We start from the raw sequence: 20885 nt of genomic DNA on the forward strand, positions 1-20885 counted from the left end.
TCGACTTCGTCATTTGATCAGGATCGGCGATTCCACGTTGACATGATCGGCCTCGGAGATCGAAATTCCGAGACCCAGCATCCAGCGTCCGGGCGTCAATTGCGCGACCTTCACGTGCCAGCCGTCCTCGCCGTCGCGCGAAGCCTCGACCGGCGCGAGCTTCCGGCCGGACTGCGTGTCCACGAGCGTCACCGACACGGCTTTGGCCGTGAGTGGCGTCTCGTCCGTGGTTTCGAGCTGGATGGCGATCTCGACCGGGCCGGCGCGGCCCGGCGAGACCGTGACATTGGCCATGGCCTTCTCGGTGTGCAGGTGCGTGAAAAAGCTGTCGTCGTCCGTCGCCGCCGCAAGCGGTGTGGCGGCAACCGACAGCAACGCAGCCATCGCGAGCGCAAGGCCTGTGAGGGATCGACGCGAGGTCATCGGAGACTTGATCTGTTTCATCACATCTTCATTCCCGAATGATCCGGCATTTTCTTCATCATGTGCCCGCCGTCACCGGGCGCCTGCGCACCGACGCCCTGGACGTCGAGGGAGACGGCGACCTTGCCGGCCTTCTCGAATTCCAGCGTCACCGGTACCTTGTCACCCTGCTTGAACGGACCCTTCAGCTCCTGGAGCATCAGATGATTGCCGCCGGGCGCGAGCTTCACCGTCTTGCCGGCATCGATCACGAGCCCCTTGTCGAGCGGACGCATCTTCATCACACCGTTGTCCATCGCCATCTCATGGACCTCGGTCTTCCCCGCGATGTCGGCGGAAACGCTGACCAGCCTGTCCGCCGTTGTCCCCTTGTTCTCGATGGTGAGATAGCCGCCGGCGACCTTGGCGCCGCCCGGCGTCGCCCGGCTCCAGGCCTGCGAGATGACGAGATCGCCGGCCTTGACGTCCTCGGCCGCCGCTGGTGCTGCGCAGAGTGCGAGAGCGAACGCTGCGAGCAGCACATCTTTCAACATGGTCTTCATATCGGTATTCCCGTTTGCAGATTGAATTTCAGTGTGTGGCGAGCTGTTGGCCCGACCATTTTTCGAGATCGGCCATCTCGGCCGAGCCTTCGATCGTCGTGATTGTCCCGTCGCGGGAGATGAGCATGGTCCGGGGAATGTCGCCCTGCCAGGCGGGGTCGATCTCGAACCTCAAACGCTCGACAAAACCGTCGTTGAAGATGAAGTTCTCGGTCGACGACAGCCCCGCCTTGTCAAGCATCGACTGCGTTGCCGCCGGCAAGTTCGGCACGAGATCGGCGCTGATCGTGACCACGTCGATCCCGGGATGGTCCTTCGCAAACTGCCCGAGCAGCGGCAGCTCGACCTTGCAGGGCCCGCAGGTCACGCCCCAGAAATGCACGAGCGTCGGGCGGCCCGCATGACCCCTAAGGACGCCTTGCCAGGTGCCGCGCTCGAACGGTTTCAGGGCCGGCGCTGCTCCCAGCGTAGCCGTTGACGCGATCAGGAGACCCAGACCCAGAATGCCTGCAAATCGACGTCTCATGGCTGGTCCTCGATTGCTGTGAGCCGATAGCCATCCGCTTTCGTCATCCATGACAAATAGACCTGTTGGCCATTGGAAACGAGCAAGGGATGATCGGATGTGTCGGTCGTGCTCGATATCGTCTTCGGCGGCGACCAGCTTTCGCCATCGTCGCGGGAAATCATCATCTGGACCGAGGTCTTCTCGCCGTCGAACTCCTTCCAGACCATCACCGTTCCCACAGCACTTGCGAGCACGTAAGGACGCGTCGGATTGCGGCCCGGCTGCCCCAGCGCCATGGGTGCAGAGAAGGTGCGGCCTTCGTCGCGCGAGTGGGCGTAGAACAGTCCCTTGCGCGCCTTGCCGTTCGTGTACCAGGCGACGTGATAGGTCCCGTTCGGCGCAACGGTGAGGCTCGGTCCGTGATGCGGGCAGGCGTTGATCTGCCAGTCGTCATTGCTGACCCGATGGATTTCCCCCGGCGTCGAGACGTCGGCGAAGGTCATGACCGCGTGATCGCGCACGCCGCCCTCGAAGATATTTCTGAAGATCACGGCCGGCCGCCCGGGCGCCGCGAATGTCAGCCCCAACCGGCAGCATTCGCAAGTGTTGTCACGCGCAAGCTTCGCCTCCGCGTAGGTGGCGCCGCCATCGCGCGACGAGGCGAAGAACAGCCCCGCTCCCTCGTACCTCCGTCCCGCCTCCTTCGCGGGAACGCGATTGCGCTTGTCCAGCCATGCCGCAAAGACCGTTCCGTCCTGATCGAGCGCCAGCGCCTCAAAGCGCTGGCTCTCATTGTTGGCGGTGATGGGCCTCAGCTCCGCAAAGCTCTTCCCGCCGTCGCTGGATCGCGTGTAGAGCACCTGTCCGTTGAAGGCCTCATCCCTGAAGATCGAAAATGCGAGCGCGATGCCGCCCTTGCGGTCGACCACGATCTTAGGCCGCGCATCCGGTCCCCAATCAAGGTTCAGCCGCTTCGTCGTGACCTGGGTGGGCGCCGAGAAACTGCGCCCCGCATCCGGCGAACTCGCAACCGACACCTGCCCGCCCGCCATCCAGGCCAGCCACAGCGTTCCGTCCGGTCCGAATGCGGGCGTCACCTTGGTTGCGCAGCGCAGCGTCGGCTCCTCGCACGCCGCTTCGGAGGCATGTTGGCCGTGCATCTGCGCGAGCGCCGCCCCTTGCAGGAATGCAAGAGCGACTATCCCAAGCAAGCCACTTCGGACCATGGCCCTATTCCCTTCGAGAGCCCGGATCATCTGAATGCCACCTTCATACCCGCAACGAACAGGCGCGGCGAGCCCGCGTAGATCGATCCCGTCGTGTTTGCGAGCACGCTCGCAGGATTTTGAAGGCCGGCCGCCGTCACCGTATTGGCGATGTTGTTTGCCGACGCGACGTAGGTGCGGTCGAAAACATTCCTGACTTCGAGGAACAGGTTCAGGGATCTGAAAGTGTCGGACACCAGATCGGTCTTGTAGTGGACGTTCAGATTGACCAGCTCATAACCCGGCGCCTTCAACAGATTTGCATTGTCCATGTAGAAGGAGTCCTTCCACTGGACCTCAACAAAGCCACCGAGACCTGCCAGTGGCCCCGCAAACTCGTCGTAGCCAACGCGGGCTGTCAGCTCGTTGGGCGAAATGCCGGGGATCTTGTTGCCGGCCCGGTTGAAGCTGAACACTGCGCCATTGGTGATGTTCTCGACATACTCGGTATAGACCTCGTCGAGGTAGGTGTACGCCGCCATGAACCTCCAGCCCGGATAGAACTTCCAATCGGCCGCAAGCTCGATGCCGCGATGCTCCGAGCGCGGCGCGTTGAACGTGTAGCTCGGGTTAGGTGAATTGACAGGTGTTGCCTGCGATACAAGTTCGTCGCGGAAGAACTCGTAGAAGCCCGTCGCGCTGACTTTGAGCGTGTTGTTCGGTGTCCAGTCGAAACCGAGGTCGTAGCCCAGATTTTTCTGAGCCTGGAGCTGGGTATTGTTGCCCGACAGCCCACTCGGCAGGACAAACAGGTTCGAAACCTGCGGAGTGCCGTACCCCGTAGCAACCCGCCCCCTGAGCACCCACTCGTTGTTCACCGTATAGAGCAACGCTAGTTCAGGCGCAGTGTTCTGGAATTGCCTGTCCGCGGTCGTCAGCGTCGTCGTGGTAATGCCAGTGGGGCCAGCGTACGCATACGCAGTGTTGATCCCCTTGAGAACGGTAGTTTCCCAGCCGATGCCTGCGACAGCCGTCAAGGATGTCGTCAGCTTGAGCTCTTCCCGCGCGCGAACGCCGTAATTGGTCGTCTGGCTATAAAGATTGCTCGACAGACTGCCGAGTGTGGCATTGCCCCCCGGCATGACGTTCCGCGTGTCGCTCGAGGCCGTCAGGGTGTTGTAGAAGGCACCGAAGAACGTGGTCGATTCCAGGCCGAGAATCTCGCCCCGCTTGGTGACGTCGCTCATGAAATTGTACGAGGGAAAATCTCCGATCGCGCTGGTCGTGCCGGTCGGCTGATTGATGTTCCTGTCGTCGAACACGAACTGGTTGCGCCAGGTCGTGGTGTTGTCGAAATCGTGCTCCCAGCGGCCGCCGACGATGGTGCGGCGGTCGTTGCGGCCAAGCCCGGCCTGCACGGCCGTCTCCTTGTCGGTTCCAGCGGTTGCATTGAAGCCGTTGTTGAACAGTGTGACCGTGCCGCATCCGGCGGCGGCCGAGACGCCGGTCGCACAGCCCTGCTGGAAAGGGTTTTGATAGTACTGGTTCAGCGACTGCCGGATCGGCAGCCGCGTGCTGAGATCGTTGTTGATGATCTTGACCGTGAAACGATCGTCCGGCGTCGCCTTGAGCGTGCCGAGGAAGTTGACGGTCTGCGTATTGAACCAGCTATTGCCGATATAGCCGTCGCCTCGCGTGTCGCTTGCGAACAGCGAGCCCTCGAAGTTCCCGACCTTTTTGCCGGCCGCGAGATAATTGTTGAGATAGCCGTAGCTGCCGCCGTCGACGCCATATTCGACGCCGTCGATCGCGCCGCCCGGCCGTGTGCGGAAATTGAGCGCGCCGCCGGTCGCGTAATTGCCGTAGAGCGCCGACGAGGGGCCGCGGATCACGTCGATGGCGGCATAGGCGCGCGGATCGATCAGGTCACTGCGCGACAGGCCGTCCGGCTGCGTCACCGGAAAACCGTCGTCGAAGATCACGAGATTGCGGATGCCGAAGCCATTGCGGGCGTTGGAGCCGCGGATCGAGATGCCGATATCGCGGGGTCCGTTGCCCTGCTTCACCGATATGCCGGGGCTCTCGCGCAGCACGTCGGCCACGGTAACCGCCGGCCGGTTGTCGAACTGGCTGCGATAGATGGTCGTCTCGGTCTGGCCGGTTGGCGCCTGATTGAGACCGTCTCGCGCCGCGCTGGCCGTCACGGCCCGGTTTGGGGTCGACGCGCCGACGCTCGCACTCGGCGAAACGGGCCTCGCTACGCGGCCGGCCGAAGCGGATCGCGGTTGCGAAGGCCGGGTGACTGGTTTGGCACGGGCAGTCTGCGGCGCCTCAACGGTCACCGCCGGCAGCTCCGTGTTCGTGCTTTGGGCAAAGACTCCGCTCGACGACGCAAGCAGCGCGGCCTGGACCGCGACGACGCTCACGCCACGGCGGGCATGACAACGTAACATGGGGCATTCCTGACGCCGGCTTTCTCTCCGGCCCTTCGACAGCATCGATCGCCAGCGGACGGACCGCGGCAATCACGAGGGTCGTCAGGAAAATTGAGGTGGTGCGCGCGCCTGGGCGCTTGTGCCCTTATGGATCGCGACGGCGGATACATCCGCCGCATGCCACACCACGCGCGCGGCGTGGCGGAAGGGAATGGCGAGTGCAACGTGCGGCGGCGAATCGAGCGATGCGCCTGCCTGCGCCAGGCAGCACAGCGCGCACGCGGCGCCATGTGCGGTCGGCGCGCCGGTCTGGTCGTTCAGACCGCCCTGCTCGCTGGCGCTGTGGCAGATGACGCCGGCAGACAACGGATCGGCCACGGCCTGGCCGGCCGCCAGACAGGCGGCAATCGGCGCCAGCACCTGCATCGCCAAAGCGAGCAGGACCAGGGGTAGGAATTTTTGCAGCCGTGCGCGCATCCGCCGAGCCATTCGTTCGCCTACGAACTAAACACCTCGCCGAGACCTGAGTCGAGGTCAGTTCCGCCGGCTTCTTGGCGCAGCGCAAATTTCTCGAAAACTGTGCTCCTGCCGCCCCACGGGATGGGACGTCCGGCATTTGAGGCAGTCCGGCAACCCGCCTCGTCCACAGATTTCTTATATTTGTCATATGCTTACGGGGCAAACAGCCCGATCATTTCGTCAGCTGCTCTAATTTTGAACAATCGTTGCCGAAAATGATGACAAGTGAGAAAAGTTGATCTAGCATCCCTTTTGCTCAGGCTGGCCGCGAGGTCGAAGTCTGGTGGTCCAAGTCTCGGGAGGAGCCCCTGGCGCGCAAAACGCAGCGTCGCCCCGTCAATCAAGAGCAAATCTTAGAATCGGGGATAATAGGGTCGACACAATTTTCGAGCGGGGCTAGGGCCCCGCTCTTTTTTTGCCCGCAAGGCTTCTTTTGCCCGCATGGCTTCGATGCCGATGAGCGCTCCCTCTAATCCAATCGAAAACAGCTTCGAACTCGCAGCCTCGCGCTGCGCGGATCTCACGCCGCTCGTCTACCAACGGCTGTTCGAACAGCATCCCGAAACGCAGACCATGTTCCGCTCGCAGGGCAGCGAGCTGGTGATGGGATCAATGCTTGCGCTGACGATCGAGGCGATCCTCGACTTCGCCGGTGAGCGTCGGGGCCATTTCAGGCTGATCGCCTGCGAGGTCGCCTCGCACGATGGCTACGGCACCCCGCGCGAGCTGTTCATCGCGTTCTTCGCCGTCATCAGGGATGCGCTGCGCGACCTCCTCGGCGACGAATGGTCGCCGGAAATCGCACAGGCCTGGGACCAGCTGCTCGTCGAGATCGACGCCTTCGCCACTATTCCGGCCTGACGCTTTGCGCTGCACCAACACGAGCTGCGGCGATCTCGCGATCGATTGCAGATTGAGTGGCAGGAACTCTTGTGAGAGACTTTCGGACATCGGTCGCGCAATCAATGACGCGCCGACGAAAATTTTATGGGAGCGAGCGATGTCCGGGACGAAAGATTTCTCGACGACGAGGCGCGATCTTCTTCAGGCGGCGGCGACCGCCGGCGCCGCGACTGCCCTTCTCGGCAGCATGGGTATAAACCCCGCCCTTGCAGCCGAGGTCGGACGATCCGAGAAGCCGCTGAAGGCGGCCTTCTCCAATGCGGGCCTCCAGGCCACCTGGTGCGCCCAGGGCAAGCAGGCGGCGGAATTCTGGGGCAAGCTGTTCAATGTCGAGGTGACCTGGTTCGACGGCCAGCTCGATGCGGTGAAGCAGCGCGCGGCGATCGACAACATGGCCTCGCAAAAGTGGGACTTCGTCGCGATCCAGGCCTTCGGTATCGGCACCCTCACCCAGCCCGTGCAGAAGATGATCGATGCCGGCACGCCGGTGATCGACATGGACACGCTGATTGCCCCGCTCGACCAGATCAACGTCCACTCTTTCCTTGCCCCCGACAACGAGTTCATGGGCGCCTCGGTGACGCAGGCGCTGTGCAACGCCATGGGCGGCAAAGGCAAGATCATCATGACGCAGGGCGCGCTCGGCCATACCGGGGCGCAAGGCCGTGCGAAGGGCTTCAACACCGTCGTCAAGCAGTTCCCGAACATCGAGGTGCTCGACACCCAGCCTGCCGACTGGGACGTGTCGAAAACCGCGCGCCTCTGGGAAACCTATCTGACCAAATATCCGCAGATCGACGCGGCGTTCTTCCACAATGACGACATGGCGCTCGCCGCCGCCAACATCATGAAGGCGCGCAATCGCACCAACATCCTGATCGGCGGCGTCGATGCGATGCCACCGGCGATCCAGGCGGTGAGCGAGGGCCGCATGTTCGCGACAGTGCGCAATCCGTCCTGCCGCATCCACGGCGGCGCGATCATCGCGGGTGTTTCCGCGGTCGTCGGCGGCGAGAAGAGCGGACAGGGCATTCCCAAGCACGTCATCACCGACGGCCCGGTCGTGACCAAGGCCAACGCCGCCGGCATGCAATGGATGGAAGATCACTTCCTGATCTGAGCCTCCATGCCTGAGGTTCGTTCGCCCATCCTGGAACTGCAAGGCATCACGAAGAGCTTCGGCGGCGTCGAGGCGCTTCGTGGTGTCGACTTCGCGCTCTCACCCGGCGAGATCCACGGTCTCGTCGGCGAGAACGGCGCCGGCAAAAGCACGCTGATGAAGATCATCGCCGGCGTGCACAGCGAATTCTCCGGCCGCTTCCTGATCGACGGGAAGGAGACGCATTTCCGCTCCGCCCGCGATGCACACGCGGCCGGTATCGCCATGGTGCATCAGGAGCTCAGCGTCGCGCCCGATCTCACCGTCGCCGAGAACGTGTTCCTGGGCAACCAGCCGACCAACCGGTTCGGCCTCGTGCAATGGCGGCGCATGGCGCGCGAGGCCGGCGAGCAGCTCGCCCGCTTCGGCATCGACGTCGATCCGATGTCCAGGCTCGGCGACCTCCCGATCGGGCTCCAGCAGCTGATCGAGATCGCCCGGGTGCTGTTCTCCGGCGCCCGCATCGTCATCCTGGACGAGCCGACCTCCGCCCTCTCCCCGCCCGAGGTCGAGCGGCTGTTCGCGACGCTCCGGCGGCTGCGCGAGGAAGGCACTGCGATCGTCTTCATCTCGCATTTCATCGAGGACATCCTGCTCGTGTCCGACACGGTGACCGTGTTCCGCAACGGGCGGAAGGTCGCCGAGACCGCGGCGGCTGCGACCAGCAAGGGCGCTCTGATCGAGGCCATGATCGGCCGCGGCGGCGAAGCGCTCGAGCACAGCTACACCGATGACCTCATGCTGCCACGGTCGAGCGAACGCTCCGTGGTCCTGAAGGTCGACCAATTGTCGCTGGCCCGCAGCCTGAAGGACATCTCCTTCGAGGCGCGCGCCGGCGAGGTGCTCGGCATCTACGGTTTCATGGGCTGCGGCCAGCAGGAGCTGTCGCGCATCCTGTTCGGCAAGCTGAAGCCGGACGGCGGCACGCTCGCCGTCGAGGGCAAGCCAAAAACCTTCGCCAGCACGGCGGCGGCGCGGCGCGCCGGCGTGGCGCTGGTGCCGGAGAGCCGGCGCGCTATGCTGTTTCATCAGGAGCCGGTCTACAAGAACATCTCGATCAGCATTCTCGACCGCATCTCGTCGCTGCTGCTCAAGCCAGCGCAGGAGCGCGACATCGCCAAGCGCCAGGTCGAACAGTTGCAGATCAGGCCGCCGGTGGTCGGTCTCGACCTCGGCATGCTCTCCGGCGGCAACCAGCAGAAGGTGGCGCTGGCAAAATGGCTGACCTATCCGCCGAAGCTGCTGGTGCTGTGCGAGCCGACCCGGGGCATGGATGTCGGCGCCAAGAATGACGTCATCAACATCGTCCGCGATCTCCGCGCCAAGGGGCTCGCGGTCATCGTGCTGTCGACCGAGCCGGAAACGGTGCTGTCGCTGGCCGACCGCATCCTCGTGCTCAAGCGCGGCGCATTGGTGCGGGAATTCAAGAACGAGCCGGTCAGCAAGGACCGCCTGCTGGAAGCGGCGTGACGGAGAAGCACCATGGCGAGCAGTGAGACGGCTTTGGCGGCGGGTCAGCGGCCGCGCGGCGTTGCGCCCTTCCTGCGCTCGCAGATGCGCAACATCGCGCCGTTCCTCACCCTGATCTTCCTCTCCGCCTTCTTCGCCCTTGCCAGCCCCTCCTTCGCGACGTTGGACAATCTCGGCAACATCCTGACGCAGGTGTCGGTGACCGGCATCATCGCGGTCGGCCTCACCTTCGTGATCCTCTGCGCCGAGATCGACCTCTCGATCGCCAGCATCGCCAACGTCACCGGCATCGCGGTCGCCTACTTCACGCTGCAGGAATCCTACGTCAACATCGCCAACATCCCCCTGCCCGGCGCGGTCGCGATCATCCTGTCGATCCTGCTCTGCGCGCTGCTCGGCCTCGTCAACGCGCTCGGCCTGACCGTGATCGGCATCCCCTCCTTCATCATGACGCTGGCCATGATGCAGATCGCGGCCGGCGTCTCGGCGCTGCTGGTGCGCGGCCAGATCGCCTACAAGGTGCCCGGCCTGATCGCCACGCTCGGCTCGGGCTCGATCGGCGGGATCCCCTGGATCGTCATCGTCGCGGCGATCATGCTGCTTGGCGGCCATCTGGTGCTGACCTACACGCGCTTCGGCCGCTACGTCTACATGGTAGGCGGCAACCGCGAGGCGGCCGAATATTCCGGCCTCAACGTCAAGCTCATCCTCGGCGCCGTCATGGTGATCTCGGCGGTGTGCTCGGGGATCGGCGGCATGCTCGGCGTCGCCCATTTCGGCAGCGCGCAGCAGAACGAGTTCGACACCTATCTGCTCGACTCCATCGCCGCCGTCGTCGTCGGCGGTACCAGCCTGTTCGGCGGCCGCGGCGGCATCGGCAACACCATCGTCGGGCTCTTCGTTCTCGGCGTCCTCAATAACGGCCTCGACCACGTCAACATCGACAGCTTCCTGAAGATCCTGATCCGCGGCCTGATCCTGCTCGCGGCGCTGGTCATCAACGTCTACGCGCAGCGGCTCAGGGAAAAAGCGGCGGAGTAGGCAGCCCTCAAAACAAAAACGCGAAAACAACCCCATGCACAGTACAAATCATTGAAGAATTTGGCGCGAGGTGGCTTGAGCCCCCGCCGCAACGACGTTTGACACGTCGGGCAAAACAGGAGCACAACGTCATCATGGCGCCGTGCCTTTAAGGCCGATGGGCTCAGGACCGCGACCCAAACTCCGTCATTGCGAGCGCAGCGAAGCAATCCAGGAATCTATCCGCGGATACATGTCTGGAGCGCCGTTTCAGGCGGCGCGCTGGTTGTGTCGCGACGAGAGATCCGGGCACAGCACGAGCTTGCCCTCGAGGCCACCAGTCTCGAGGCGACGGTGAGCATCGGCGACCTCGTCGAAGGAGATCCGCTCGGCGATGCGCGGCCGGATGGCACCAGTTGCCAAAAGCCCGAACAGACGCTCCAAGTCCTCCTTGAACCAGGTGGGATGTCGCGCCCGCATGGCATTTACCGAGTAGAACCGGGCCCGCTTGCCGCCGGGCAACAATCTCCACAGGTAAAGGCGCGCGATCTCCATCACGATAGGGAGCATGCGACGCTGCGCTTGCACGCTTGCCGAGAAACCGATGGCACAGAGCAGGCCGCCTGGCTTGAGCGCCGCGTATGAGCGGCGATAGCCGTCTTCGCCAACGCCGTCGACGATAACGTCGAACCCGCCCGGCAGGACCCGCGTGAAGTCCTCATGCTGGTAGTCGATCGGCGTTGCCCCTAGCTCTCGGACGAGCGCCATGTGCTCGCCGCGCGCGGTGCCCCACAGCTCGATGCCGGCCAGTCTCCCGAGCATGAGCAGCGCCTGGCCGACGGCGCCGGCGGCGCCGTGCACGAGCACGCGCTGGCCTCGCTGGACCCGGGCCGCGCGGTGCAGAAGCTGGTACGCGGTCGTCCAGGTCAAGATCAACGTGGCCGCCTCCGCCGCGTCTACGCCCTCCGGCACGCGGACCACGTCGTCCGCCCGAAGCGTTCGATAGTCGGCGTTTGACCCGACCACCGTCATGTCGGCCACGCGGTCGCCAATCCGAAAGTCGTGCACGCCTTCACCGAGCTGGTCGATTGCCCCGACCACGTCGTAGCCCATTACGAACGGCGGCCGGGGGCCCATCGTTTGCGGGTATAGATGGCGCCTGATCAACACCTCGGTGTAGTTGAGGCTCGACGCAAGTACACGGACCCGTATCTCGCCCCGGCTGGCGGTCGGCAAGGGAGCGTCGACCACCTCCAGCCTCTTGGGATCACCGAAGAGGCTGACTTGAACAACTCGATTGCGCGGCTCCATCATCGGCGATCTCCTTGCAATGTCGTGATCCAGCGCAAGGACGGACACACTGCCGCAAACTACTTTGCATCGCCACGTCGGCAAGCATTGAGGATATGGCCGGCCTGAAGTTCTACCTTGATCTGGCTCAAAGCATGCGATGCGCAATTTGATCGCTACCGGGGCATAGCGGACTTTCGCGAGCCGCCAGCGCGGCCGATTTATGGGTTCAAAGCCTCATCCGGCGGTAGCCGCGAGAAGCGGAAATTGCAGTGGCTCGCGCCGCCCGCCAATGTTTGTGTGCGCTCCAGACGGATGCCTCGCGCTGCGTAGGCGACGAAATCGAGGCCGCAGATGTTCGGCAGGATGTCCTTGTCCCCGTGGCGCGCTGCGAGCTTGCAGAAGCCGCAGGCCTTGTAGTTGATGCCGAATTCGAAGCTGTCTTGCGGACCCGGCTCTACGAAATCGTAGACGAAGTCTTCCGGAAACTCTTCCTGATGAGCCTTTGTGACGCTCCCTGCCGCCTGCTCGCGCAGCAAGTCCTGGTTCTCCGGCGACATGAATTGCCGCCCTGAGGCGAGACGCTCCGCTTCTGATACGGTCAGCAATTGCGCCTTGTAGGTGTCTCGCTCGATCTCGCCAATCACAGGCACCGGCACGCCGTGTCGTCGTAGCACCCGGCTGATGGCCATGAATCCCATCAGGCGCATGAAGAAATCGCTCATGCGGCTTGCCGCGCCGCCGACATAGGGCATCTGGGTGAGGACAATCTCGAATTCGTCCATCACCTCCCGCCTGATCCCGTCGATGTCGGTGACATGCGTGCGCTCGCGCAACATCGCTTCGGCAAACTCGAGCCGATCGCGCATGGCGGTCTCCATGGCGCTCCGATGCGTCTCGTAGAAGGGATGGATGTTCTCAGCCATTGGACACCTGAGGGCTCATTGCAGGGTTGGCGAAGCCGGTTTCATTCCGCGGCGATCGCCTCGATCTCTAGCAGCCATTTGCTGTCGACGGTCTCGACGACCACGACCGTCAGCGCCGGCCGATGTTCGCCGAGCACCTTGCTGCGAATGGTGCGGTTGGTCACGACTTGAGTCCGGTCAGTCAGGAACGTGGTGACCTTGACCAGATGCTCGACGCCAAGCCCCGCGGCGGCGAGCACCTCGATCACGTTGCGCCAGGCCTGCTCGCATTGCGCCTCGAAACCTTCGGGCACGGTGCCGTCGGTTTTCTCGGGCACCTGGCCGCTGACGAACAACAGTCGGCGATGCTGCGTCAATTCAAGTCCCATGCTGTAACCGCCGGCGGGAGGATGGACCGTTGCGGGATTGTGGTTGACGATGTGAGCCATGTCAGCTTGCCTCCTGTTCGACGAATTCGAGCGCCAGACCATGCGCGGTGGCGGGTGGCACCAACAGCACGGCACCGGTCATCGCGAAGCCGACGCCGTTGTGTTTCAGTGTTCGCCCTGTCGCATCCAGATCAGCGACCGCCAGACGCGCCGCGCAAAAGCGCGGCGAAGCGCTGTTCGCGAGGCCCGGTAGCCGGCGCGCCAGTTCGGACGGGCCGAGCAAGGTGATCTGATTGCCGCGCTCACCAATCGTCAGCCGCCCGGGCGCAAGCTCGGCCGCGCTTTCCGTGAGGCGCTCGAGGAAATCTCGATGCGCCACCGGCTCCGCCGCCGACATCACCACCTCGACCACGCGGAGGGCGCCGTTGGGATGACGCTGATACTGCGCCTTCCAGAACAGTTCCGGCGGGTGACGCTGCTGGCAGGTGAAGAACGCGATCCCGGGCATGGCGGGATCGGTGGCAAAGGCCAGCGAAAACGCGACGCGCGCCGTGCCTCCGCCCGGGAGCACCGCGTCGCGGCCGAAATCGAACGGCGCATAATCGCCGATGCGGTCGGCCCTGAAACGCACGGCATCGGCATGGGCGTCGGTGCTGTGCAAGACCAGCATCGACATCCCCTCGGCGGTCTCAAGAAAATCGCGGTTGTGGGCCGCGAAGCTGAAATGGCCCGGCGTGGCTGGCGGCACCAACGCATTATCGGTGACGGCCAGCAACTCCAGAAAATTGTCGGCGAACTGCGCCAGGCGGTTGCTGGTTCCGAACGGATGCACACCGGTCGGTGTGAGGTTGAAGCCAAGCCGCTGCCAATCCAGCGCAGCCTGCTCCAGATCGCGGACGCAAATGACGAGATGATCTAAACGACGGGGCATGGGGAGTCTCCGGATTGCGGGCCGACCGTATCCGGCGATGACGGCGCCGATCAAAGCATTGTTGCTGCGGTTCAGCGCAAGAAAATCTATTGCAAGGCCAAGGCCCATCGGTGTCAAACTGTGCTGCGATGACCTACGCCCTTCCCCCGCTCAACGCGCTCCGCGCTTTTGAGGCCGCCGCCCGGCATCTCAGCTTCAAGCTGGCCGCGCACGAGCTGCACGTGACACCTGCCGCCGTGGGACAGCAGGTGAAGGCGCTGGAGGCACGCCTCGGCGTGCAGCTGTTCGAGCGGCTGCATAAGCAGCTCATTCTCACCGCGGCCGGTCAGGCCTATCTGCCCGGGGTCTCCGAAGGTTTTCGTCACATTGCGGAGGCTACCTCGCAGTTGAAGCCGGCGGGCGCGGTGCTGCTGCAGTTGGGGGTCCATGGCAGCTTCGACCTGCGCCGGCTCGAATTGGCGGAGTTTCGCAGCGCGCATGCGGAGATCGGTTTGCGGGTGCTGCAGCCGGCCGGCCTGCACGAATTGGTCGAGGGCAAGGTCGACCTCTTGATCGCCCGCGGTCTCGGCCGCCATCCAGGCTATCGCTGCGACCGGGTCAATGAGGGATCAGGCCTCGGTGATTGGCTGATCGCGCCTGAAGGCACCGCGGATTGCCCCGAGATCGTCAGCTTCCGCGACTGGCTGCGCGCCCTGCCAGCCGAGAACCCGCTTGCAAACCGCCGCCCGCGTCTGGTCGGCATCAGCGGAAGCTAAGGCGACCGTGAGGCATGGCTTGAGCCCTCGCCGCTAGGACGTTTGAGACGTCAGGCAAAACACCGGCACAAGTCCATCATGGCGCTGGTCCCGTAGAGACCACCGAGCTCACGGCAGCGGTTCGACCTTCGCCGCCATATCGGGAACCCGCGTGATCTTATACATGGCGTTGCTGCATCTAAGAACCCAAACGTCGCGATCAGGTCGAGACGCCTTCGTGTTCTTCTTTGCGCCGAGTGGCTTTTCGCAAGTGAATCCTTGCGTGCGTATCTGGGCCGCAAGCATTCCCTGAACGGTTTCGGCCGGAATCTGCTGCGCCCGCACTTGCGGAGCAAATAGAATAAAAACGAAGGCAAGTAGTAATGATCCAGATGCTCTGTGCATGATTTCAACCCTTGAAGCAGCCGCCCCGCAAGTTCGAACATCGCACTATAGCAGAAACACCGGTGTTGTCCGCGCCGGGCCTTCCGCGCCGTAGCGCGCTAGCTGCACTCATTGTCAGGACAACGAGCGCGGATTGGTGGCAATTTGCCCGAAAGCAGACCTATTGTGCTCAGTTCAAGCTTTGTCGTTCATGACCCAAGGCGGACCTGACGCGCTCCCGGTGCGGTGTGTTAAAATAGCAGGGAACGGATCGTGTCTATGCCAAGAACTGCTGCTGTCATCGGCACCGCCATCTTCTTCGTGTTCGCGCCCTGCGTGGTGGCTGGGGTGGTCCCGTGGTGGATTTCACGCTGGGAGTTCAGGTTGCCGTTTCTCGGCGTCGAGCTCACGCGCTTCGTCGGCGCCGCGCTAATTCTTGCCGGCTTAGCCGAGCTCGTGGATTCATTCGCGCGTTTCGCACTGCAGGGGCTCGGCACGCCGGCGCCGATCGCCCCGCCCCAACATCTCGTCGTTACCGGCCTCTATCGCTATGTGCGCAATCCAATCTACGTGGCGGTCGCCGTCGTCATTTTCGGCCAGGCGCTCCTGTTCGGCGATTGGGGGCTATTCGCCTACGGCGCAGTCGTCTGGCTCGCTTTCCACCTTTTTGTCGTGGGCTACGAAGAGCCGACGCTGAAAAGGTCATTCGGCGCGGAATACGAAGCGTTCTGCATCAATGTGCCGCGTTGGATCCCGCGCCTAACTGCGTGGCGAGGCGGTCGGTAGCTGCCGTAGCGCATGACCTCGGCGCTGATTTTTGATGAGCTTCTCGAAGGCTCCTCAACAAAGCTTGTCTGCAATTGGGCCCATCAGCGAAGTGACGGCACGCCTCATTGAGGTCCGATCAATAGGGCATAGCGGACTGAATTTGCTCAGGTTGAGTTTTTCGTAGTTTGACCCAGAACGGTCATCAGCCGCCGTATTCGGGCGAAGTTGATATAGATCAACCTTGATGATGTGCATAGTCGATACCGCCAAATGTTGCTTGCAGTCTCTTCGGTAGGAATGAGCCGCAAAGGATAGTCAGTCGTTCAATCATTGACACATAAGGAGACGCGCAAATGAGGAAGCTTGCTTCGGTAGGACTGATCGCCGCGGCCATGTTCGCTAATCCGGCCATGGCCGCGTGGTACGACCAAAACGGCGCAGCCGTCCATCCGTCCCGCGTCGTTCACTGCATCCGGGCTCCAGACGTTGGCAGTTTTGCCGGAGGGCCGTTCAATAAGCCTCCCTGCGAACCGGCAAGCTGGCGTAGGTCGGCGTGGCGCGACAAAAGCGGTGCAGTCGTCCCTACCTCCAACGTCGTTCACTGTGTCCGGGCTCCAGACGTCGGCAGTTATGCCGGAGGTCCGTTCAATAGGCCTCCCTGCGAACCGGCAACCTGGCGCTGAGGCGAGCGGCAAGATGCCGCCAACGTTCCCTGCGAAGCGAACGTTCAATGTCGGGACGGTTCGTTGACGCTGCGCGCCGGTCCCAAAATCACCGAGCGTAGACAAAGAGAGCAACTGGCCGCCTGCGAGTGGCCAGTTCTCGCTTTACATCCGCGTCTACTGGGCGGGAGCAACATCCTCGATGGTCAGTGGAGACCGCCGTTTGTCAAGCGAATACAATCGAGCAGTTAACTACGGCGTCCGCGACGCGGTTCCGAGATGCGAACGGACGATATATCGAACGTCGGTTGTTGGCCCTTAACGGACCTATGGACGCTGTCGTGGATTTGTCTGCTGCTGACCCAGCTGAGACATCGGCGCGGGGCTTCTGTCCCGCGTTTTGTGTTTAGGACCACGGCGGCTCTTCGCTCTTCCCGACCGCCTCGTGGTGGGTCGTGACACCCGCCGAACGCAAGCCGGTCAGCAATACGGTTCTCACAGAGGCCGGATCGAATCCAATATCTTTGGCGTTTGGTGGATGTGCTTCGCTGCCCTTCAACCGGAGCGCCAAGTGCAATTGCTCGCAAAGGTGCTGAACGACGAGATTGACCTGATCGTCAGTCATGATCTGCCTTTCCTGCTACATCTTGCTACCCAACCATGTAGCACACATGAAAATGGGGCGGTATGCGATTGGACCGCGCCAAGGATCAACCCCCAGGCGATGGCCTATGGGCGGATCCCAAAAATCGTCCGCCTGTCAGGACAGACCGGACGTGACTAGCGGCCCACTGGAGCGACGCTTTTGACCTCGACGGACGCGTCTTCCATCCCTAGGGATGCCCGCCTCCGGTCGAGGCCAATGCCGCCTGCCCCGCAATCTCGTCAGCCCGCCAGCACCTCACCTCATGTCCATCGGCGCGCGTTTCCAGCACCGGACCGGGCTCGTGGCGACACACGGCCTCCGCGTACCGGCAACGCGGGCTGAAGGCGCATCCGTTCGGCGGATTGAGCGGGTTGGGAAGGTCGCCCCCTGTCGTTGCTAGCGGCGCATGACGCAGCGGATCGGGGATGGCCGCGATCAGGGCTTGCGTATAGGGGTGCGCCGGCCGCTCGAAGATTTCGCGCCAGTGGCCGTTCTCGACGATGCGGCCAAGATACATGACGGCGACGCGGTCGCTCATGTGCTCGACGACGCCGAGGTCGTGGCTGATCATGATGTAGGAAAGACCGAGCGTGTCCTTCAATTCCAGCAGCAGGTTGATGATCTGGGCGCGGATCGAGACGTCGAGCGCCGACACGGGCTCGTCGCAGATGACGATCCTGGGATTGAGGATCAGGGCGCGCGCAATCCCGATGCGCTGGCGCTGGCCGCCGGAGAATTCATGCGGATAGCGGTCGGCCTGTTCCGGCCGCAGGCCGACGTGCCGCAGCATCGTCGCAACACGGTCCTCGATCTCACTTTTTGCGGTCACGCCATGCACACGCAGGGGATCTTCCAGCGTGCGGCGGACGGTCTGGCGCGGATTGAGCGAGGCGTAGGGATCCTGAAAGACGATCTGCACGGTGCGGGCCAGCGACTTTCGGTCGCCGGATTGCCTGTTCGTCACCACCTGCCCGTCCAGCACGATGCGGCCGCGCGTCGGCGTCAACAGACCCAGGATCGACAATGCGACCGTCGACTTGCCCGAGCCGGACTCGCCGACGAGGCCGAGGCATTCGCCTCGTCTCAGCCTGAGATCGACACCGTCGACGGCACGGAGCACCCGCCGGCCGCGGCCGAGCCAGCCGCCCCCCATCGGAAAATGAACCGCGATATCCTCGACGCTGAGAATGAGATCGTCGTCCGGCCTCGCTTCCCCTTGCATGGCTTGCGGCTCATGCATGGTGGTAACACCGGACGAAACCGCCGGCCTCCAGCAAATCCGTTTGCGGCGCAACCGTGCGGCAGATCTCGGTGGCCTGCGTACAGCGCGGATTGAACCGGCAGCCATCCGGGAAATTCGTGATGGCTGGAACCACGCCCGCGATCTCCTTGAGCCTGGTGCGGCCAAGCGCGGCCCGACTGCCCAGCCGCGGCAGCGAGGCGACCAGGCCCTGCGTATAGGGATGCGAAGGCGCCCGGAAAATATCGGCGGAGCCGCGCTCCTCGACGATGCGGCCGGCATACATGACGGCGACACGGCGGCAGACATTGGCGACGAGGCCGAGATCGTGGCTGATCATCAGGATCGCCGTCCCCCTCTCGGCGCACAGATTGCGCATCAGCTCGATGATTTCGGCCTGCACGGTCACGTCGAGCGCGGTGGTCGGTTCGTCGGCGATCAGGAGGTCCGGACCGCATGCGAGGGCGATGGCGATCATGACGCGCTGACGCATGCCGCCGGACAGCTGGTGCGGGTAATCGTTGACGCGCCGCTCCGGTGCGGGGACGCGGACGCTCGCCAGCGCCTCGACCGCGAGCTGGTTGGCTTCCCGCCAGCTCTTGCCCTTGTGCAGCACGAACATCTCGGCGATCTGCCGTCCTACCGGCGAGACCGGGTTCAGCGCCGTCATCGGCTCCTGGAAGATCATGGCGATGCGATTGCCGCGCAGGTCCCGCTGCCTGGCCGCGGAAAGGTGCTGGATCTCCCGCCCCTCAAACCGGATGACGCCGCCGCCGATCGACAACGGTTGCCGCAACAGGCCGATCAAGGCGAGCGCCGTGATGCTCTTGCCGCAGCCGGATTCGCCGACCAGCCCAAATGTCTCGCCTCGATCGATGCGGAATGAAATGCCCTCGGCCGCCGCAACGCACCTCGCTCCGTCGTCGAGATCGATACGCAAATCCTCGACTTCGATCAGCGGCGCGCCGGTCATGTCCGCCGGCTCCGCGACTGGGGATCGAGAATGTCGCGCAGGCCGTCGCCGAGCAGGTTCAGGCCGAGCACCGTCAGGAAGATGGCAAGGCCCGGAAAGACCGAGAGCCACGGCGCCGTCGTGATCTGCTCGCGCGCATCCGACAACATGCTGCCCCAGCTTGGAAACGGCGGGCGGACGCCGAGGCCGAGGAACGACAAGGCGGCTTCGGACAGCACCGCGCTGCCCATGCCGAGCGTGCCGATGACGACGATCGGCCCTAACATGTTCGGCAAGAGCTGCGTGACCATGATCCGCAGATCGCCGTAGCCGAGCACGGTCGCCGCCTGCACATAGCCCTGGCTCCTCAGCGACAGCGCCGAAGCCCGTGCGATCCGGCAGGTAAAGGACCAGTTGGTCAGGCCGAGCGCGATCAGCAGGCTCGTGAGGCCGGGGCCAAGCACTGCCATGATGGCGAGCGCGAAGATCAGCGAGGGGATCGCGAGCATCAGGTTGGTCAGGCCGTTGACGACATCGTCCCACCAGCCGCCCCAATAGCCCGCGCTCAAGCCCAGCGCGACGCCGATGACGCTGTTGATGAGCTGCGAGACGATACCGACGGTCAGCGAGACGCGCGCGCCGTAGACGACGCGGGAATAGATGTCGCGGCCCTGGTCGTCGGTGCCGAACCACCAGGTCCAGCTCGGAGGCTCCTCCGCGTTCATGAGGTTGGCGTCCAGGACGGGATCGGTGTGCGCCAGCCAGGGCGCGAGCAGGCCGACCAGGATCGCGAGCGCGAACAGCGCGCCGCCGATGATGAGATTGGCGCGGAGCTTCATGCGTATCTGATCCTGGGATCGATCACGCCGTAGAGCACGTCGATCAGCAGATTGATCGCGAGAAAGGCCAGCACCACCACGAGAATGGAGCCCTGGACGGCGGGAATGTCACGCTGGAGCACACTGTCGACCAGCAGCGAACCGATGCCCGGCCAGGAGAACAATTTCTCGACCACGACCGCCTGCCCCATCAACCCGCCGAACTGAAGGCCGACGGTGGTGAGAATGATGACGAGCGCGTTGCGCATCACATGCCACTTCACGACACGCGTCTCGCTCATGCCCTTCGAGCGCGCGGTGCGGACGAAATCAGCGGTCATGATCTCGAGGACCGCGGCGCGCGTCGTGCGGGCAAATAGCGCCATCGGCGAGACGCCGAGCGTCACGGCTGGGAGAAGCAGATATTTCAGCCCTCCATCGCCATAGCCGAAGCTCGGCAGCCAGCCGAGCTTCAACGCGAACAGATACATCAGCACCAGCCCGAGCCAGAATTTGGCAATGGAAAGGCCCGACACCGCCAGCACCATGGCGAGCGTATCGACGATGCCCCCGGGTTTCAGCGCTGCGATGAAACCAAGGGGAACACCGATCAAAATCGCAAACGTCATGGCCGTGAAGATGAGCTGCAGCGTCGGCCAGGCCCGTTTGGCGATCATGGTCGTGACAGGCTCGCGGGTCCGGAACGAGGTGCCGAAGTCACCGGTCGCGAGCTTGGCGATGTAGGCGCCGAAACGCCAATAGAGGGGATCGTCGAGGCCGAGCTGCTTCTTCATGCGCAGCTCGACCTGGGGATCGCTGTCGTCGCTCATGCTCGAGACAATGCTGCCGGGAACGACGCTGAACAGCACGAAGACCAGCAGCACGACAGCGAGCACGGTCGGAATGGTTTGCAGAAGACGGCGGAGCAGGAACGAGAGCATCCAGGCTTTTCCTCTCTCCCCCCACCGCTCGTCGCGATGGA

22 protein-coding genes are annotated in these 20885 nt (G+C 63.5%); 6 read left to right on the plus strand and 16 right to left on the minus strand.

Translation table 11 applies throughout. From position 1 onward, the window contains the following. Window positions 1-9 precede the first annotated feature (9 nt). From AC0L3X_RS17015 to AC0L3X_RS17040, 6 genes are all read right to left on the minus strand, one after another. Window positions 10-444 (minus strand): hypothetical protein, encoded by a 435-nt coding sequence (locus AC0L3X_RS17015; RefSeq protein WP_283016678.1) that lies wholly within the window; start codon window positions 442-444, stop codon window positions 10-12. Continuing rightward, entirely contained in the window at window positions 444-965 is a 522-nt protein-coding gene (locus tag AC0L3X_RS17020) for a copper chaperone PCu(A)C (RefSeq protein ID WP_063983006.1), read from the minus strand. Before AC0L3X_RS17020 ends, AC0L3X_RS17015 begins: the two co-directional genes overlap by 1 nt. Before the next feature lie 28 nt (window positions 966-993). Then, complete coding sequence (locus tag AC0L3X_RS17025) at window positions 994-1491, minus strand: TlpA family protein disulfide reductase (RefSeq protein WP_071913412.1); 498 nt, start codon at window positions 1489-1491, stop codon at window positions 994-996. Then, the gene (locus AC0L3X_RS17030) at window positions 1488-2699 is read right to left on the minus strand and encodes a sialidase family protein (RefSeq protein ID WP_354123704.1); all 1212 of its coding nucleotides are present in this window, start codon (window positions 2697-2699) and stop codon (window positions 1488-1490) included. The genes AC0L3X_RS17025 and AC0L3X_RS17030 overlap by 4 nt, the downstream gene beginning before the upstream one ends. 26 nt (window positions 2700-2725) lie before the next feature. Further along, window positions 2726-5131, minus strand: coding sequence for a TonB-dependent receptor family protein (locus AC0L3X_RS17035; RefSeq protein WP_283016680.1), 2406 nt, complete (start codon window positions 5129-5131; stop codon window positions 2726-2728). Between the two features lie 84 nt (window positions 5132-5215). Beyond that, on the minus strand, window positions 5216-5590 hold the full coding sequence (locus tag AC0L3X_RS17040) for a DUF2946 domain-containing protein (protein ID WP_028155966.1): 375 nt from the start codon (window positions 5588-5590) through the stop codon (window positions 5216-5218). Window positions 5591-6088: 498 nt separating this feature from the next. On the opposite strand from AC0L3X_RS17040, the gene AC0L3X_RS17045 reads away from it, so the two are divergent. The 4 genes from AC0L3X_RS17045 to AC0L3X_RS17060 all read left to right on the plus strand — a co-directional run bounded on the left by AC0L3X_RS17045 (window position 6089) and on the right by AC0L3X_RS17060 (window position 10205). After that, window positions 6089-6493: a globin gene (locus AC0L3X_RS17045; RefSeq protein WP_063986333.1), complete on the plus strand. Its 405-nt coding sequence runs from the start codon at window positions 6089-6091 to the stop codon at window positions 6491-6493. Between the two features lie 139 nt (window positions 6494-6632). Beyond that, window positions 6633-7655, plus strand: a complete 1023-nt coding sequence (locus AC0L3X_RS17050) for a sugar ABC transporter substrate-binding protein (protein ID WP_063983001.1) — start codon at window positions 6633-6635, stop codon at window positions 7653-7655. A 6-nt stretch (window positions 7656-7661) separates the two neighbouring features. Continuing rightward, window positions 7662-9164: a sugar ABC transporter ATP-binding protein gene (locus AC0L3X_RS17055; RefSeq protein ID WP_231142085.1), complete on the plus strand. Its 1503-nt coding sequence runs from the start codon at window positions 7662-7664 to the stop codon at window positions 9162-9164. 12 nt (window positions 9165-9176) lie between these two features. Beyond that, entirely contained in the window at window positions 9177-10205 is a 1029-nt protein-coding gene (locus AC0L3X_RS17060) for an ABC transporter permease (RefSeq protein ID WP_063982999.1), read from the plus strand. A 249-nt stretch (window positions 10206-10454) separates the two neighbouring features. Here the strand turns inward: AC0L3X_RS17060 and AC0L3X_RS17065 are convergent, their stop codons facing one another. From AC0L3X_RS17065 to AC0L3X_RS17080, 4 genes are all read right to left on the minus strand, one after another. After that, entirely contained in the window at window positions 10455-11498 is a 1044-nt protein-coding gene (locus AC0L3X_RS17065; RefSeq protein ID WP_063982998.1) for a medium chain dehydrogenase/reductase family protein, read from the minus strand. Between the two features lie 197 nt (window positions 11499-11695). After that, window positions 11696-12400 carry an L-2-amino-thiazoline-4-carboxylic acid hydrolase gene (locus tag AC0L3X_RS17070; protein ID WP_063982997.1) on the minus strand — a complete coding sequence of 235 codons (705 nt, stop codon included), beginning with the start codon at window positions 12398-12400 and terminating at the stop codon, window positions 11696-11698. Between the two features lie 41 nt (window positions 12401-12441). Then, window positions 12442-12828 (minus strand): RidA family protein, encoded by a 387-nt coding sequence (locus AC0L3X_RS17075; protein ID WP_063982996.1) that lies wholly within the window; start codon window positions 12826-12828, stop codon window positions 12442-12444. A gap of 1 nt (window position 12829) precedes the next feature. Then, window positions 12830-13807, minus strand: coding sequence for a VOC family protein (locus AC0L3X_RS17080; protein ID WP_354131604.1), 978 nt, complete (start codon window positions 13805-13807; stop codon window positions 12830-12832). A gap of 20 nt (window positions 13808-13827) precedes the next feature. Between AC0L3X_RS17080 and AC0L3X_RS17085 the strand changes: the two genes are divergently transcribed. After that, entirely contained in the window at window positions 13828-14454 is a 627-nt protein-coding gene (locus AC0L3X_RS17085) for a LysR family transcriptional regulator (RefSeq protein WP_208087122.1), read from the plus strand. Between the two features lie 108 nt (window positions 14455-14562). Here AC0L3X_RS17085 and AC0L3X_RS17090 read toward each other — a convergent pair whose 3' ends face one another. Further along, window positions 14563-14838, minus strand: coding sequence for a hypothetical protein (locus AC0L3X_RS17090; RefSeq protein WP_167767920.1), 276 nt, complete (start codon window positions 14836-14838; stop codon window positions 14563-14565). Between the two features lie 258 nt (window positions 14839-15096). Here AC0L3X_RS17090 and AC0L3X_RS17095 point away from each other — a divergent pair, with 258 nt between their 5' ends. Then, window positions 15097-15603 (plus strand): methyltransferase family protein, encoded by a 507-nt coding sequence (locus tag AC0L3X_RS17095; RefSeq protein WP_473316566.1) that lies wholly within the window; start codon window positions 15097-15099, stop codon window positions 15601-15603. A 1050-nt stretch (window positions 15604-16653) separates the two neighbouring features. Here the strand turns inward: AC0L3X_RS17095 and AC0L3X_RS17100 are convergent. The 5 genes from AC0L3X_RS17100 to AC0L3X_RS17120 form a co-directional block, all read right to left on the minus strand. After that, window positions 16654-16872 carry a hypothetical protein gene (locus tag AC0L3X_RS17100; RefSeq protein WP_063982993.1) on the minus strand — a complete coding sequence of 73 codons (219 nt, stop codon included), beginning with the start codon at window positions 16870-16872 and terminating at the stop codon, window positions 16654-16656. 208 nt (window positions 16873-17080) lie between these two features. Further along, entirely contained in the window at window positions 17081-18133 is a 1053-nt protein-coding gene (locus tag AC0L3X_RS17105) for an ABC transporter ATP-binding protein (protein ID WP_283016686.1), read from the minus strand. After that, entirely contained in the window at window positions 18126-19106 is a 981-nt protein-coding gene (locus AC0L3X_RS17110; RefSeq protein ID WP_063982991.1) for an ABC transporter ATP-binding protein, read from the minus strand. Before AC0L3X_RS17110 ends, AC0L3X_RS17105 begins: the two co-directional genes overlap by 8 nt. Next, window positions 19103-19924, minus strand: a complete 822-nt coding sequence (locus AC0L3X_RS17115; protein ID WP_283016687.1) for an ABC transporter permease — start codon at window positions 19922-19924, stop codon at window positions 19103-19105. The genes AC0L3X_RS17110 and AC0L3X_RS17115 overlap by 4 nt, the downstream gene beginning before the upstream one ends. Beyond that, window positions 19921-20844: an ABC transporter permease gene (locus AC0L3X_RS17120; protein ID WP_063982990.1), complete on the minus strand. Its 924-nt coding sequence runs from the start codon at window positions 20842-20844 to the stop codon at window positions 19921-19923. Before AC0L3X_RS17120 ends, AC0L3X_RS17115 begins: the two co-directional genes overlap by 4 nt. Window positions 20845-20885 lie beyond the last annotated feature (41 nt).

It is taken from the genome of Bradyrhizobium sp. MI1.7 (assembly GCF_055811795.1).

Coding starts and splice junctions, on each gene's coding strand:
- AC0L3X_RS17035 (WP_283016680.1), bottom strand. CDS start 5,131: ATGTTACGTTGTCATGCCCGCCGTGGCGTGAGCGTCGTCGCGGTCCAG.
- AC0L3X_RS17090 (WP_167767920.1), bottom strand. CDS start 14,838: ATGCACAGAGCATCTGGATCATTACTACTTGCCTTCGTTTTTATTCTA.
- AC0L3X_RS17060 (WP_063982999.1), top strand. CDS start 9,177: ATGGCGAGCAGTGAGACGGCTTTGGCGGCGGGTCAGCGGCCGCGCGGC.
- AC0L3X_RS17100 (WP_063982993.1), bottom strand. CDS start 16,872: ATGACTGACGATCAGGTCAATCTCGTCGTTCAGCACCTTTGCGAGCAA.
- AC0L3X_RS17015 (WP_283016678.1), bottom strand. CDS start 444: ATGAAACAGATCAAGTCTCCGATGACCTCGCGTCGATCCCTCACAGGC.
- AC0L3X_RS17070 (WP_063982997.1), bottom strand. CDS start 12,400: ATGGCTGAGAACATCCATCCCTTCTACGAGACGCATCGGAGCGCCATG.
- AC0L3X_RS17105 (WP_283016686.1), bottom strand. CDS start 18,133: ATGCATGAGCCGCAAGCCATGCAAGGGGAAGCGAGGCCGGACGACGAT.
- AC0L3X_RS17040 (WP_028155966.1), bottom strand. CDS start 5,590: ATGCGCGCACGGCTGCAAAAATTCCTACCCCTGGTCCTGCTCGCTTTG.
- AC0L3X_RS17055 (WP_231142085.1), top strand. CDS start 7,662: ATGCCTGAGGTTCGTTCGCCCATCCTGGAACTGCAAGGCATCACGAAG.
- AC0L3X_RS17075 (WP_063982996.1), bottom strand. CDS start 12,828: ATGGCTCACATCGTCAACCACAATCCCGCAACGGTCCATCCTCCCGCC.
- AC0L3X_RS17065 (WP_063982998.1), bottom strand. CDS start 11,498: ATGATGGAGCCGCGCAATCGAGTTGTTCAAGTCAGCCTCTTCGGTGAT.
- AC0L3X_RS17020 (WP_063983006.1), bottom strand. CDS start 965: ATGAAGACCATGTTGAAAGATGTGCTGCTCGCAGCGTTCGCTCTCGCA.
- AC0L3X_RS17085 (WP_208087122.1), top strand. CDS start 13,828: ATGACCTACGCCCTTCCCCCGCTCAACGCGCTCCGCGCTTTTGAGGCC.
- AC0L3X_RS17110 (WP_063982991.1), bottom strand. CDS start 19,106: ATGACCGGCGCGCCGCTGATCGAAGTCGAGGATTTGCGTATCGATCTC.
- AC0L3X_RS17030 (WP_354123704.1), bottom strand. CDS start 2,699: ATGGTCCGAAGTGGCTTGCTTGGGATAGTCGCTCTTGCATTCCTGCAA.
- AC0L3X_RS17025 (WP_071913412.1), bottom strand. CDS start 1,491: ATGAGACGTCGATTTGCAGGCATTCTGGGTCTGGGTCTCCTGATCGCG.
- AC0L3X_RS17120 (WP_063982990.1), bottom strand. CDS start 20,844: ATGCTCTCGTTCCTGCTCCGCCGTCTTCTGCAAACCATTCCGACCGTG.
- AC0L3X_RS17115 (WP_283016687.1), bottom strand. CDS start 19,924: ATGAAGCTCCGCGCCAATCTCATCATCGGCGGCGCGCTGTTCGCGCTC.
- AC0L3X_RS17050 (WP_063983001.1), top strand. CDS start 6,633: ATGTCCGGGACGAAAGATTTCTCGACGACGAGGCGCGATCTTCTTCAG.
- AC0L3X_RS17045 (WP_063986333.1), top strand. CDS start 6,089: ATGAGCGCTCCCTCTAATCCAATCGAAAACAGCTTCGAACTCGCAGCC.
- AC0L3X_RS17080 (WP_354131604.1), bottom strand. CDS start 13,807: ATGGGCCTTGGCCTTGCAATAGATTTTCTTGCGCTGAACCGCAGCAAC.
- AC0L3X_RS17095 (WP_473316566.1), top strand. CDS start 15,097: ATGCCAAGAACTGCTGCTGTCATCGGCACCGCCATCTTCTTCGTGTTC.